Origin of the sequence: Microbacterium sorbitolivorans, assembly GCF_003327285.1 — a bacterium.
GTDB lineage: Bacteria > Actinomycetota > Actinomycetes > Actinomycetales > Microbacteriaceae > Microbacterium > Microbacterium sorbitolivorans.
This window is the reverse complement of sequence record NZ_KZ848475.1, coordinates 394138-406560: the sequence shown is the minus strand read 5'-3', so window position 1 is coordinate 406560 and position 12423 is coordinate 394138. Positions and strand designations below refer to the sequence as shown.

15 protein-coding genes and 1 tRNA gene are annotated in these 12423 nt (G+C 69.2%); 8 read left to right on the top strand and 8 right to left on the bottom strand.

Annotated elements, in window-relative coordinates; all coding sequences use genetic code 11:
* Positions 1-63: 63 nt before the first annotated feature.
* Genes DTO57_RS10820 through DTO57_RS10810 form a run of 3 tightly spaced genes read left to right on the top strand, consistent with a single transcriptional unit; the run spans position 64 to position 1674 of the window.
* Complete coding sequence (locus DTO57_RS10820; protein ID WP_114118241.1) at positions 64-570, top strand: amino-acid N-acetyltransferase; 507 nt, start codon at positions 64-66, stop codon at positions 568-570.
* A 9-nt stretch (positions 571-579) separates the two neighbouring features.
* Entirely contained in the window at positions 580-1254 is a 675-nt protein-coding gene (locus tag DTO57_RS10815; protein ID WP_162785748.1) for a hypothetical protein, read from the top strand.
* Between the two features lie 9 nt (positions 1255-1263).
* On the top strand, positions 1264-1674 hold the full coding sequence (locus DTO57_RS10810) for a dehydrogenase (RefSeq protein WP_114118239.1): 411 nt from the start codon (positions 1264-1266) through the stop codon (positions 1672-1674).
* Between the two features lie 198 nt (positions 1675-1872).
* On the opposite strand, the gene DTO57_RS10805 is transcribed toward DTO57_RS10810, so the two are convergent.
* Together DTO57_RS10805 and DTO57_RS10800 are read right to left on the bottom strand one after the other, a co-directional pair.
* Positions 1873-2226, bottom strand: a complete 354-nt coding sequence (locus DTO57_RS10805; protein WP_114118238.1) for a YchJ family protein — start codon at positions 2224-2226, stop codon at positions 1873-1875.
* Entirely contained in the window at positions 2223-3584 is a 1362-nt protein-coding gene (locus DTO57_RS10800) for an MFS transporter (protein ID WP_114118237.1), read from the bottom strand. Before DTO57_RS10800 ends, DTO57_RS10805 begins: the two co-directional genes overlap by 4 nt.
* A gap of 592 nt (positions 3585-4176) precedes the next feature.
* Here DTO57_RS10800 and radA point away from each other — a divergent pair.
* The 3 genes from radA to DTO57_RS10785 all read left to right on the top strand — a co-directional run bounded on the left by radA (position 4177) and on the right by DTO57_RS10785 (position 7047).
* Complete coding sequence (gene radA, locus DTO57_RS10795) at positions 4177-5565, top strand: DNA repair protein RadA (RefSeq protein ID WP_114118236.1); 1389 nt, start codon at positions 4177-4179, stop codon at positions 5563-5565.
* A gap of 105 nt (positions 5566-5670) precedes the next feature.
* A complete protein-coding gene (locus tag DTO57_RS14700) occupies positions 5671-6267 on the top strand; it encodes an excalibur calcium-binding domain-containing protein (RefSeq protein WP_229730398.1) in 597 nt (198 codons plus the stop codon).
* A gap of 51 nt (positions 6268-6318) precedes the next feature.
* On the top strand, positions 6319-7047 hold the full coding sequence (locus DTO57_RS10785) for a DsbA family oxidoreductase (protein WP_114118235.1): 729 nt from the start codon (positions 6319-6321) through the stop codon (positions 7045-7047).
* A 425-nt stretch (positions 7048-7472) separates the two neighbouring features.
* Here DTO57_RS10785 and DTO57_RS10780 read toward each other — a convergent pair.
* Together DTO57_RS10780 and purD are read right to left on the bottom strand one after the other, a co-directional pair.
* Positions 7473-7561, bottom strand: a tRNA-Ser gene (locus DTO57_RS10780).
* A 70-nt stretch (positions 7562-7631) separates the two neighbouring features.
* Positions 7632-8897 (bottom strand): phosphoribosylamine--glycine ligase, encoded by a 1266-nt coding sequence (purD, locus tag DTO57_RS10775; RefSeq protein ID WP_114118234.1) that lies wholly within the window; start codon positions 8895-8897, stop codon positions 7632-7634.
* Between the two features lie 32 nt (positions 8898-8929).
* On the opposite strand from purD, the gene DTO57_RS10770 reads away from it, so the two are divergent.
* A complete protein-coding gene (locus tag DTO57_RS10770; protein WP_114118233.1) occupies positions 8930-9283 on the top strand; it encodes a sterol carrier family protein in 354 nt (117 codons plus the stop codon).
* Positions 9284-9319: 36 nt separating this feature from the next.
* On the top strand, positions 9320-9670 hold the full coding sequence (locus tag DTO57_RS10765) for a potassium transporter Trk (protein ID WP_114118232.1): 351 nt from the start codon (positions 9320-9322) through the stop codon (positions 9668-9670).
* On the opposite strand, the gene DTO57_RS10760 is transcribed toward DTO57_RS10765, so the two are convergent.
* From DTO57_RS10760 to DTO57_RS10745, 4 genes are read right to left on the bottom strand one after another with little or no spacing between them, the layout of a single operon-like run.
* Entirely contained in the window at positions 9642-10628 is a 987-nt protein-coding gene (locus DTO57_RS10760) for a heme-dependent oxidative N-demethylase family protein (RefSeq protein ID WP_114118231.1), read from the bottom strand. The genes DTO57_RS10765 and DTO57_RS10760 overlap by 29 nt on opposite strands.
* Positions 10625-11581 carry a PDR/VanB family oxidoreductase gene (locus tag DTO57_RS10755; protein WP_114118230.1) on the bottom strand — a complete coding sequence of 319 codons (957 nt, stop codon included), beginning with the start codon at positions 11579-11581 and terminating at the stop codon, positions 10625-10627. The genes DTO57_RS10760 and DTO57_RS10755 overlap by 4 nt, the downstream gene beginning before the upstream one ends.
* The gene (locus tag DTO57_RS10750; protein ID WP_114118229.1) at positions 11578-12084 is read right to left on the bottom strand and encodes a dimethylamine monooxygenase subunit DmmA family protein; all 507 of its coding nucleotides are present in this window, start codon (positions 12082-12084) and stop codon (positions 11578-11580) included. The genes DTO57_RS10755 and DTO57_RS10750 overlap by 4 nt, the downstream gene beginning before the upstream one ends.
* Complete coding sequence (locus tag DTO57_RS10745; protein WP_114118228.1) at positions 12081-12419, bottom strand: P-II family nitrogen regulator; 339 nt, start codon at positions 12417-12419, stop codon at positions 12081-12083. Before DTO57_RS10745 ends, DTO57_RS10750 begins: the two co-directional genes overlap by 4 nt.
* Positions 12420-12423 lie beyond the last annotated feature (4 nt).

Genomic DNA, 12423 nt, shown 5'->3' with positions numbered 1-12423 from the left:
AAATGCCGCCTCGAGGCGGCATTTCTTGGCGACCCTCCAGACCGCCGGAGTAGCCTGGCCTCGATGAGCGAGTACTCCATACGTCCGGCCCGGGCAGACGACATGATCCAGGTGCATGCACTGATGCAGCCGTACGTCGAGCGTCGAATTCTGCTGGGCAAGGAGCTCGTCGTGCTGTACGAGGCGACGCAGGAGTTCCTCGTCGCCGTCGACGAGAACGAGCGCGTCATCGGCGCGGGCGCCCTGCACGTGATGTGGGAGGACCTCGGCGAGGTGCGCACCCTGCTCGTGTCTGACGAGTGGCTGCACAAGGGCGTCGGGCGCCGCATCGTGGAGGCCCTCGAGGTCGTCGCCCGCGAGCTGCGCCTCACGCGCCTGTTCTGCCTGACCTTCGAGGTCGACTTCTTCTCGCGCCGCGGGTTCACCGAGATCGGTGAGCAGGTCGTCACGCCCGACGTATACGCGCAGCTGGTGCGCAGCCGCGATGAGGGCGTCGCCGAGTTCCTCGATCTCGCGCATGTGAAGCCGAACACGCTCGGCAACACGCGCATGCTTAAGCGCCTCACGTAGGGTGGCGGGGTGGCCCAGAAGCGCAGACCGTCGAAGAAGGTGATGTATCGCCGCCGCCGGCTGGCGGTGGGGCTCATCACGCTGATCCTGGTCGCCGCCGTCGTGGTGGGCGTTGTCTTTGGCGTGCGCTGGCTTGTGGCCGAGAAGCCCTGGGAGAACCTCCCGTTCCTGAAGCCGGGCCCGGCGGTCGTGAAGACCCCGGATCCGCTGCCGACGATTTTCCCGTCGGGCGGCACGAACGACGGATCCGCGAGCGAACCGGATCCGTCGGAGTCGCCGACCCCGGAGGCGTGCGCCGCCGGGGCGATCGAGCTCGAGGCGATCCTCGACAAGACCGCCTATGGCGCCGACGAGCAGCCGCAACTGACGATGAAGGTCACGAACGTCGGATCCGTCGACTGCCTCGTCAACGTCGGCACGGCCGCGCAGTCGTTCGAGGTCTCGAGCGGCGTCGACGTCTGGTGGCGTTCGAGCGATTGCGCCGTGGATCCGACGGATCAGTGGAGCACCATCAAGGCCGGCCAGAGCGCCGAAACCGAGACGCCCGTGGTCTGGGACCGTACCCGCTCGTACCCCGACACGTGCGACGCAGAGGAGCGCCCCGCGGCGCCGACGGGCGCGACATATAACCTCACGGTGAAGCTCGACGAGATCGCGTCGCCCGAGAAATCTTTCACGCTTTAGGCTGGATCCATGGCGAAAAAGCGCAAGAAGCCGGTGCAGTTGGATCCGGAAGAGTTCCGTTCGGAGGCGCTCGCGCAGGCGCTCGAGAAGCAGGACATGGCGGCCATCGCCCTGTCGCTGCGCAACGGCAACTCGATCGTGCCGCTGATCTCTTCGGGCGATCGCGATAACCCCCGCGACTCGGGCGAGGTCTGGACGTACCGCGACGCGAAGACGGGCGACGTCGCGCTCCTGCTCTTCAGCGATGCCCGCAACAAGCCCGCGAACCTGCCGCCGACGGTCGCGGCGTACTCGGCGGCGTGGCTCGAGAAGTTCCTGGTCACGCACGAAGACACGATCACGACGGTGTTCATCGACATCGCCGGGCCTCACCCGATGCAGGCCGCGCCCGCCGACATCCTCGAGGCGCTGCGGGCCTGACACGGCCCCGTTCTGCGGACTTGACCCCGTATTGCGGAGACTCTGCCCTGTCGGGTCCGCAGTTCGGGGTCATCTCCGCAGTTGCGGTTCAGGGGTGCGCGTGGGGCTGCGCTGGTCCCAAACTGCGGACTTGACCCCGTACTGCGGAGGTTCTGCCCTGTCGGGTCCGCAGTTCGGGGTGACCTCCGAAGTTGCGGCTCACCCCACGTCGCCGTCGACATACACCCACCGCCCCGCGCGCCGCGCGAAGCGCGAGTGCTCCCGCAGGGATCCGGCGCCGTCGGCGTCGACGTAGTGCGCGACGAAGTCGACGGTGTCGTCCGTCGATGCGAGGATCGTGAGCCCCGTCCACCGCAGGGACGGATCCATCGACAGATCCGCGGGCCGCGTGCGCGGGTGCCAGGTGCGGGCGAGGTAGAACTCGTCGCCCTTCGCGAACGCCGAATACCGCGAGCGCATCAGCTCATCGGGCGTCGCGGCGTCGCGCGCCCCGCGGTGCAGCGCGCCGCAGCACGCGTCATAATCGGCGGATCCACAGGGGCAGGCGGTCATGGATCCATTCTCGCGCGCGGCGCGCGGCGATCCCGGATCCCCACCCAGGAAACGAGACCGCCCGCCGCGAGCAGCGCCGCGACGATGATGCAGGCGCGGTGAAAACCTGCGAGGTCGAGGGATCCGCCGATCGCCGTGCCGATCATCGCGACCGCGATGAGGCCCGCGACGCGGGAGATCGCGTTGTTGACGGCGCTCGCGATGCCGCTGCGCTCCGCGTCGATGGATCCGAGGATCGTGGAGGTCAGCGGCGACACCGTCGTCGTCAGGCCGATGCCGAACACGATCATTCCGGGCAGCACCTGCCACCAGTAGTCGAAGTCGGGGCCGACGAGCAGGAGCATCACGGATCCGGCCGCCATGAGCAGCGGCCCGAGCGTCATGAACCAGCGCGCGCCCCATCTGCCGGCGAGCTCGCCGGCGCGCGAACTGAGCAGGATCATGAGGATCGTCACGGGCAGGCTCGCGAGCCCCGCGAGCGTCGCCGAGAGCCCGGCGCCCTGCTGCAGATAGATAGCGAGCACGAATCCGTTGAGCGAGAGCGCCGCGTAGATGAACGCCGTCGCGAGGTTGCCCGCCCAGAAATTCCGGATCCGGAACAGCGCGAGCGGCAGGATCGGCGAGCGCGCGGTGTGCTGCCGCGCGAGGAACAGCGCGAAGAGCGCGACCCCGCCGATCGCGGCGATGGCGATCGCCGGATCCGCCCAACCCCGCCGCGGCTGCTCGATGAGGGCGAACACGACCCCGCCGAGCCCGAGCACGCACATCGCGGCGCCGAGCGCGTCGATGCGGGCGCCGGCGCTGCGCTGCGGATCCCGGATCCCGCGCGCGAGCACGAGCGTCGCGGCGATCGGAACCACGTTGATGAGGAACGCGAGGCGCCAGCTCGCGAGATCGACGAGCGCGCCGCCGATGAGCGGGCCCGCGATCATCGCGCCCGTCGTGAACGACGTCCACGTGCCGATCGCCTTCGACTGCGCGGGGCCGTCGAACGCCGAGGTGATGAGGGCGAGCGAGCTCGGCACGAGGAACGCGCCGGCCGCGCCCTGTACGAGCCGCGCGGCGATGAGGATCCCCGGATCCGGCGCGAGCGCGATCGCCACCGACGCGATGCCGAAGCCGACGAGGCCGATGCGCAGCACGAGCGCGCGCCCGAAGGTGTCGCTGACCGACCCCGCGACCAGCATCAGCGCGCCGAGCGTCACGAGATACCCGTCCACGACCCACTGCTGCGTCGCGAGGCCGCCACCGAGCTCGCGATCGATCGCCGGCAGAGCAACATTGACGATCGTGCCGTCGAGGAACGACACGAACGACGCGAGAATCGCGACCCACAGGATCCGCGTGGCGGAGGTCATGGGGCCATTCTCGCGCGCGGGGCTGGCCCGCGCGCCCTCACTGCGGAGTTGGCCCACAACTGCGGAGGATCCGGGTGCGCGGATCCGCAGTAAGGGTTCATCTCCGCAGTTGCGGCCTGGGTCTTGCCTCTCGGGCCAACCTGGCCCCGAACTGCGGACATGACCCATATCTGCGGATCATTCGGCCCCGCGGCTCCGCATTAAGGGGTCACCTCCGCAGATCGGGCCACGCGGTGTGTTGTGACCCCGAACTGCGGAGCTGACCTATAACTGCGGAGCATCTGGGCTCTCGGATCCGCAGCTAGGGGCCACCTCCGCAGTTGCGGCGGTGGGCCGGCCACGCGAGGCCCGATGGCCCCGAACTGCGGAGCTGACCCAAATCTGCGGAAGATTCGGGCTTCCGGATCCGCAGTTCGGGCTCATCTCCGCTGTTGCGGCCGCGGGCAGGCCAGGCGCGACCCGACTGGCACCGAACCACGGAGTTGGCCCACAACTGCGGAAGGTTCGACCCCTCGGATCCGCAGAAAGGGCTCATCTCCGCAGTTGCGGCCCCGCCCGCTCGATTGTCAGCGGTCCCGCCTAGCCTGTAGACATGGCCACGAAACGCTCCTCCGCCCCCGCATACGTTTGTTCTGAGTGCGGGTGGACGACCATGAAGTGGGTCGGGCGCTGCGGCGAGTGCCAGCAGTGGGGCACGGTGCAAGAGGCCGGCATGACGGCGAAGGCCGCCGCGAAGCGCGTGCAGTCTCTCGCGCCGACGTCGGCTGCCAAGCCGATCACGCAGATCTCGACGAGCGACTCGCCACGTCGCAAGAGCGGGGTGGGTGAGTTCGACCGTGTGCTGGGTGGCGGCATCGTGCCGGGCGCCGCGATCCTGCTTTCGGGCGAGCCCGGTGTGGGCAAGTCGACGCTGCTTCTCGAGGTTGCGGCACGCGCCGCGAAAGAGGGGCGCCGCGTGCTCTACGTGAGTGCCGAGGAGTCGGTCGCGCAGGTGCGCCTACGTGCAGAGCGCACCGACGCCCTCCACGACCAGCTGTATCTCGCGAGCGAGGTAGACCTCGCGACGGTGCTCGGCCACATCGACCAGGTCGAGCCCGGCCTCGTGATCGTCGACTCGGTGCAGACGGTGGCGTCGGCAGACCTCGACGGCGCGGCCGGAATGCCCGGCCAGGTGCGCGAGGTCGCGTCGACGCTGATCCGCGTCGCGAAAGATCGTAGCCTGCCGATCATCATCGTCGGCCACGTCACGAAAGACGGCAACGTCGCGGGCCCGCGCGTGCTCGAGCACCTCGTCGACGTCGTGTGCCACTTTGAGGGCGACCGGCAGACGGCGTTGCGCTTCATCCGCGCGCTCAAGAACCGCTTCGGACCGACCGACGAGGTCGGCTGCTTCGAGATGACGGGCGCGGGCATCCAGGAGGTCCCGGATCCGTCGAGCATGTTCCTCTCGAAGGGCGAGCCCGAGCAGGGTACGTGCGTGGGCATCTCTATGGAGGGCCAGCGCGCGCTCCCCGTCGAGGTGCAGGCGCTCACGATCCCGACGCACCCCGGCAACCCCCGCCGCGTCGTGCACGGTGTCGACGCGTCGCGCGTCGCGATGATCCTCGCGGTGCTTGAGCGCCGCGCCGGTATTAAGACGAGCGACCAGGAGGTCTACGTCTCGACGGTCGGCGGCGTGCGGTTCTCCGAACCGGCCGCCGATCTCGCGATCGCGATCGCGGTCGCCGGATCCGTCATGAAGTTCACCGTGCCACGCGACGTCGCGGTGTCGGGCGAGCTGTCGCTCGCGGGGGAGGTGCGCCCGGTCACGCAGGCTGCGCAGCGCCGCGCCGAGGCGAAGCGCCTCGGCTACGCCCGCACGATCGACGACCGCGCCGGCCGGCTAAACAACGCGCTCGACGCGCTCATGAAGCGCACCGACGGCGAGACCACGGGCAAGCGCCGCGGCAAGCTCACCGACAACGACATCGCGCCGTTCTAGGAGGGGCGGCGCAGGGCATATATGCCTAGTGAGAAACGCATGGGCGTGAACCCACTTCCAATATACTTCTTATAACTTACGTTGGAGTAGTTGCAAGGAGAAGTCTTGTCTCGTACGCCGGGTTTTCTTCAGGGCACGATGTCACGCAAGGCCGCCGCGTGGACCGCGGGGGCAATGCTGGTCACTGGTCTCATCGGCGGAGGTGCCGCAGGCTCGTCGGGCAGCGCCAGTGACATCAGCGACCTCAATGCAGACAACGCGCAGATATCCACCCAACTCGAGGCCGCCGAGGAACGGGCAGAGGCCGCCGCCACGGAAGCGGAGGAGGCTCTCGCTGCGGCGAGCGACACTGAGTTGGTCGCGAATGACCTGCAGGACCAGATTGACGAGCTCACCGAAGCCATCGAAGCCGAGCAGCAGAAGACCGCCGACGCGACTAACGAAGCCGCGGATGCGCTTCAGCAGGCGGAAGATGCCGCCGCGATCATCGCCGAGCGCGACGCGCGAATCGGTGAGCTCGAAGCCGCCGTGGCGGCGGCGCCGGTGGCTCAGCCCGAACAGGCTGCGCCCCCGGTCGAGACCAGCGTGTATTTCAAGAACTGCAGCGAGGCCCGAGCGGCCGGCGCCGCGCCAGTTCGCGTCGGGGATCCAGGATACGGGTCGCATCTCGACCGCGATGGCGACGGCGTCGGTTGCGAGTGACGCGGTAGCTAGGAGGGGAACAATCCCCGGCGCGTGGGCGTTTACGCAAGCATGACTGACACGACTCCCGCGCCCCTCGGTATCGACATCTGGCTCGACGTGGCCTGCCCGTGGTGCCTGCTGGGCGAGCGTCGCCTCGACGCGGTGATCGACAAGCTGCCGTTTGGCGAGAACGTCGACGTGCGGTACCACTCGTACCAGCTCGACCCGACGGCACCCGAGACGACGACGATGACGCAGACCGAGTACCTCACTGGCCGCGGCCTCGACCCGAAGATGCTCGAGCAGAGCCACCAGCACCTCGACGCCGGTGCGGCCGAGCTCGACTTCGAGTTCAACCACGACGACGTGGTCCCCGCAAACACATTCACGGCGCACCGCCTCATCCAGGCCGCCGCGGCGCAGGGCATCCAGCGCCAGGTCGTCGACGCGCTGTTCCTGGGCTACTTCCAGAACGGCCTCAACGTCGGCGACCACGAGGCCCTCAAGAAGGTCGTCGTCGATGCGGGCCTGTCGGCCGAGGCAGCCGATGAGGTCCTCGCGGATCCGGCGAAGCACGCCGACGACGTGAAGGGCGACATCGCGCAGGCGGCGCAGCTCGGGATCCGCGGCGTGCCGTTCTACGTCATCGACGGCCGCTACGGCGTCTCGGGCGCACAGCCCGCGGAGGTCTTCGAACAGGCGCTGACGCAGGTCTACGACGAGCTCAACCCGAAGCCGGCGCTCAACCTCATGACGCCCGACGGTGAGGTCTGTGGCCCCGACGGGTGCGCCGTCTGACTTTGAATGACAAGGATGGCGCTTCCTTGTGAGGAAGCGCCACTCTCGTCATTCACGCGACGCATGCCGCGGGCATGCGCTGACGCCACAGGGATGCGCTGACGCTGCAGGGGTGTTCTCGTGCCCGATAACGACGCGAGGGGCATCCTTCTGGCGTGCGCTGAAGCTTGAGGGATGAGTTCGTGTCGTTCTCGTGCCCTATAACGACGCGAGGGCATCCTTCAGGCGTGCGCCGCCGCTTCAGGGATGCGTTTGTGTCACTCACGCGTCCCATGGCGACACGAAGGCATTCCGCAGGCATCGCCGAAGCTTCAGGGATGCGTTCGTGCCGTTCTCGCGCCCCATAACGACGCGAAGGCATCCCGCAAGCGCAACAACACCCTCAACAAAAGCAGAAAACCCCTGGTTACCCAGGGGTTTTCTCGTGGCGGTGACGGCGGGATTTGAACCCGCGGTAGGGGTTACCTACACAACATTTCGAGTGTTGCACCTTCGGCCGCTCGGACACGTCACCGAGATCAAGCATACGGATGCGTCCCCGTCATGCCAAATCCGGAAATCATACCCGGGCGTGTCGAGGAACGCTAGGCTACCTTCGCCGCGATGTCGGTGCGGAACTGGCCGCCCTCGAGGCCGATCTTCGAAATCGCCTCGTAGGCGCGGTCGCGGGCGATCGCGAACGTGGATCCGGTGCCGACGACGTTCAGCACGCGGCCGCCCGTCGCGATGAGCTTGTCGCCCTCGAGCGCGGTCGCGGCGTGCGTCACGTGCACGCCCTCGACGGCGGACGCCTCGTCGAGGCCGGTGATCTCGCGGCCCGTAATCGCGGAGGCGGGGTAGCCCTCGCTCGCCAGCACGACGGTCACGGCGACGTCATCGCCGAAGACGGGGCGCGGCTGGTCCTCCAGAGTGCCGTTGGCAGCCGCCATCAGCAGTTCGGCGAGCGGCGTCTGCAGGCGCGGCAGCACGATTTGCGTCTCGGGGTCTCCGAAGCGCGCGTTGAATTCGATCACGCGCACGCCCTGCTCGGTGATGATGAGGCCGGCGTAGAGCAGGCCGATGAACGGGGATCCGTCGCGGTCGAGCTCGGCGATGACGGGCTTCGCGACCGTCTCGGTGACCTCGTCGACGAATGCGTCGACGCTGCCGAACTGCTCGGCGAGCCAGGGGAGGGGCGAGTAGGCGCCCATGCCGCCGGTGTTCGGGCCCTCGTCGCCGTCGAGCGCGCGCTTGAAGTCCTGCGCGGGGCTCAAGGGGCGCACGGTGTCGCCGTCACTGAGGAAAAAGAGTGAGACCTCGGGGCCGGAGAGGAACTCCTCGACGAGCACGGGGCCGCTCGGCAGGAACGTCGCTGCGTGCGACAGGGCCGCCTCGCGGTCCTCCGTCACGATGACGCCCTTGCCGGCGGCGAGGCCGTCGGCCTTCACGACGTAGGGAGCGCCGAACTCGTCGAGCGCGGCCGCGGTCTCGTCGATCGTGCGGGCGTGGGTGGCGCGGCCGGTCGGAACGCCGGCGTTCTCCATGATCCGTTTCGCGAACGCCTTGGATCCCTCGAGCTGCGCGGCCTGCTTGCCCGGACCAAAGACGGGGATCCCGCGCTCGCGCAGCGCGTCGGCGACGCCCGCGACGAGCGGGGCCTCGGGACCGACGACGACGAGGTCGACCGCGTTCGCGTTCGCGAACTCGGTGACGGCCGCCGGATCCATCATGTCGAGGTCGACGAGGGTCGCGTCGCGACCGATGCCGGCGTTGCCGGGGGCAGCAAGCACGTCGTGCTGTGCGGCATCAGCCTTGAGGGCAAGGACAATCGCGTGCTCACGTGCGCCGGAGCCAAGAACGAGGATCTTCACCCCTCCAGAGTACCGGCGGAGAGAATGGATGCATGGCCCGCAAGATTGACACCGAAGAAGGCCGCGTCGCCGTGCGCGCGGCGCTCGGCGATGCCCCGACCCGCAACCAGACCGCGATGGCGGTGCGCTACCTGCTCCAACTGCTCGAAGAGAAGGCGCCGGGGAAGAGCGTCGAGGTGCGGGTTCCGCCGTTCGGGGCCGTCCAGGTGATCCAGGGCCTCTCGCATCACCGAGGGACCCCGCCGAACGTCGTCGAGACCGATGCGGCGACGTGGCTCGCGCTCGCGACGGGCGAGAAAACGTGGGCCGATACGACCGCCGACGGCAAGATCGCCGTGTCAGGCACTCGTGCAGACATTTCCGGGATCCTTCCTGTGCGCTGGTGAGATCGCTCACAGGGTGCGGGTGCGAACATTGGAGCCATGGATGATGCACGTAGTGAGGACGAAGCGGTTCGCGTGAATCAGGCGAGTCCGGTCGCGGTGCGACGCTCGCCGAAGTACGGCGTGTTCACGGCGCTGGGCGTCGCGCTCGGCGTGATCGCGGCGCTCATCCTGACGTTCGCCTTCTCGGGCACGAGCGAGCCGAGCCCCTTCACCGAGGTGCGCTACTCGCAGTCGCAGACCTTCGGGTTCATCCTGATCTGGTGCATCCCCGCGGGCATCGCCCTCATGCTCGTCGTCGCGATGATTCTCGACCGCACGATCGGCGGCCACACCCGCCAGGTCAACGTCGTGCGCGAGATCACCGACGAGACCGAGCAGCAGGGCTAAGCAGCCAGTCGGCCGCCTGGTGCCGATACCGTGTGATGCCCTTGTAGTCGGCCATGTCGTCGGGTAGTTCGCGGAGCACGCCGCCGATGCGTTCGGCCCACCCGGGAATCTCCGCGAGCGCGGTGAGTGGCTCGAGGTAGGAGCGGATCAGGAACATGATCGCGCCCGAGTGAGGCAGCCGGATCAGGTGCTGCACCTCGACGCGCAGGTGCAGCCGCTCGGGTAGCGCGTCATCGCCCGCCACGCTCACTCGATCGGGCCCCCACTCGGGGTAGGTCTCTGTGGACGTATCGAGGCGTCCGTCGACCGACATCGTCCAGTTCGTGCGCCGGTAGGCCTCGTTCGGCTGCATGCGCATCATGAACTGCTGCGCGCGGCTGACGATCTTCTCCTCGTGCACCCGCGGAACGGGGCCGTGGATCTCGAGGAAGCGCATGCCGGTATCGAAGCCCATCGACCAATCGGCGGCGAAGGTCACGACGCCGGCGTCGAGCCAGAGAGCGCCCTCGCGCTGGTCGAGCAGCGCGATGTCCTCTTGGATCTGCGTCGCGAGGAACCAGAGCGGCCCTCCGGGGATCGACGCGTCGTCGCCGAAGCTCGCCTCGACCTCGACGCCCTGCAGCGCGTTGACCCAGCGCAGCCGCCTGCCCTCGCGCGAGAACGACATGTGCTCGGGGTAGGTCGCGGCGAGCTCGCCGAGGCAGTAGACGAGCGCGTCCCACGCCGCCGCGCGCATGTGTGGCGCGCTCGCCGACCTCGTCGGATCCTTCCGGAGGATCTCCGCGCGCTCGGCGAGCTCTCGCTCGTATCGATCGTCGATCTCGAGGATCCGGTCGCCCCAGCGCCCCGCCGCGGTCTCCTGTGCGACGCGCGCCGGCTCGACGTTGGTCGAGTACCGGTAGGTGTCGTCGCGGAAGGGGAACGGGAATCGGCCGAGGCGGGTCGTCGTCGCGATCATAGGTCTAGCTCCAGTTCGGCATCGAGGCAACGCGAGACGCACGGCATGATCGCCGAGTCGCGCTCGTCGTCGCTGAGGAAGGAATCGCGGTGCAGGGGCCGCCCGCGGCGCACCGGCAAGACGCACTCGCCGCACACACCCTGGCGGCACATGTTCGGGATCGCGCGGCCGGTTGCCTCGAGCGCCTCGAGCAGCGAGACGCCCGCGGGAACCGCGACGCGCTCGCCGCTACCCGCGAGCCTCGCGGTGAAGGGCGCTCCCGGATCCAGGGCCGCGGATCCGAAGGCCTCGGAATGCAGCCGGTCTTCCGGCCATCCGGCGGCGCGGGCCTCGTCGAGGATCCGGTCCATGAAGCCGTCGGGCCCGCACGTATAGAGGTGGGATCCGAGGGGCCGGTCGTCGAGGAACGCCGCGATCGCCTCCGGCAGCGCGGCGCGGCCCTCGCAGACGGCGAGCTCGAAGCCCGCCGCCCGCGCGACGGCCTCGAGGTCGTCGAGGTGCGCGCCGGATCCGGGGGCGTGGACGTAGAGGATCGCGGCCTCGCGGCCCCACGCCGCCGCGGCTCGGGCGTGCGAGAGGATAGGCGTGATCCCGATGCCGCCGGCGATGAGCAGGTGCAGCCGCGCGTCGGTGACGGGGGCGAAGGCGCTCCGCGGCCGCGACGCCCGCACGGTGTCTCCGAGCGAGAGCTCGTGCATGAAGAGGCTTCCGCCCCGCCCCTCGTCCTGGCGCAGCACCGAGATCGTGTATCGATCGGGGAAGAGCCCCTCGCCCGTGAGCGAGTAGGCGTTGGCCTTCTCGCCGCACCCGACGACGAGGTGGCTGCCGGCCGTGAAGCCGGGCAGCTCCCCGCCGCCGGGGGCCGCGAGCGCGAGCGAACGGATCCCGCCCGGCCGCTCGACGATGTCGGCGACGACGAGGTCGAGCCCGTCGCGCAGCGCCGGGAGCGTCACGGCGCCGTCTCCGCGTCGACCTTGTGCGCGAGATAGGCGGCGTGCGCCCGCGAGAAATGCTCGTTCGCGAGGAGGGCGGTGCCGCACCCCGCGCACACGACGATGGATCCGGTGGGGCCGTCGAGCGGGGTGCGCTCGCGGCAGTGCGCGCAGAGCACGACGCGGGCGTCGCGCTCGGTGACGCGGATCGCGATCTCGGAGTCGAGCCCGCCCGCCCGGCGGATCTCGGCCCGCGCGGCATACACCGAGCGCTCGGGGCCGACGATCGCGAACCGCACGCCCATCCGCGCGTCCTCGAGCGCCGCCCGCAGCTCGCGCAGGTCGACGTCGGCCCCGATCGACCGCACCGACACCTGCGTGACCGGAACGGTGGGGACGAGGACGGGGAAGCGGTCGCCGTCGCAGCGGACGATGATGACCGACTTCGCGCTCGCGAGCGCCGTCATCTCCTCGCCGCGCGGGGCGTTCGAATGGGTGGCGGCCGGGGGAGCGAGCAGGGTCATAGCGCCTCCGACCCCTCCTCGCCGGTGCGCACGCGCACGACGCGGGCGACGTCGGTGACCCACACCTTGCCGTCGCCGATCTGCCCCGTGCGGGCGCCGGTGACGATGGCGTCGACGATGGCGTCCTCGAGCTCCGCCGCGGCGATGATCTCGATGCGCACCTTGTCGCGCAGTTCGACCGAGTGGGCCTCGCCGCGGTAGTACTCGGTGCGGGAGGCCCCCGCGCCGTGGCCCTTGACGACCGAGGCGGTGAGGCCCGTCACCCCCGCGGCGCTGAGGCTCACGCGCACCTCGTCGAGTCGGTCGGGCTGAATGATGGCCGTGATCAGCTTCATGATG

Coding starts and splice junctions, on each gene's coding strand:
- DTO57_RS10820 (WP_114118241.1), top strand. CDS start 64: ATGAGCGAGTACTCCATACGTCCGGCCCGGGCAGACGACATGATCCAG.
- DTO57_RS10810 (WP_114118239.1), top strand. CDS start 1,264: ATGGCGAAAAAGCGCAAGAAGCCGGTGCAGTTGGATCCGGAAGAGTTC.
- DTO57_RS10805 (WP_114118238.1), bottom strand. CDS start 2,226: ATGACCGCCTGCCCCTGTGGATCCGCCGATTATGACGCGTGCTGCGGC.
- DTO57_RS10800 (WP_114118237.1), bottom strand. CDS start 3,584: ATGACCTCCGCCACGCGGATCCTGTGGGTCGCGATTCTCGCGTCGTTC.
- radA (WP_114118236.1), top strand. CDS start 4,177: ATGGCCACGAAACGCTCCTCCGCCCCCGCATACGTTTGTTCTGAGTGC.
- DTO57_RS10785 (WP_114118235.1), top strand. CDS start 6,319: ATGACTGACACGACTCCCGCGCCCCTCGGTATCGACATCTGGCTCGAC.
- DTO57_RS10770 (WP_114118233.1), top strand. CDS start 8,930: ATGGCCCGCAAGATTGACACCGAAGAAGGCCGCGTCGCCGTGCGCGCG.
- DTO57_RS10765 (WP_114118232.1), top strand. CDS start 9,320: ATGGATGATGCACGTAGTGAGGACGAAGCGGTTCGCGTGAATCAGGCG.
- DTO57_RS10760 (WP_114118231.1), bottom strand. CDS start 10,628: ATGATCGCGACGACGACCCGCCTCGGCCGATTCCCGTTCCCCTTCCGC.
- DTO57_RS10750 (WP_114118229.1), bottom strand. CDS start 12,084: ATGACCCTGCTCGCTCCCCCGGCCGCCACCCATTCGAACGCCCCGCGC.
- DTO57_RS10745 (WP_114118228.1), bottom strand. CDS start 12,419: ATGAAGCTGATCACGGCCATCATTCAGCCCGACCGACTCGACGAGGTG.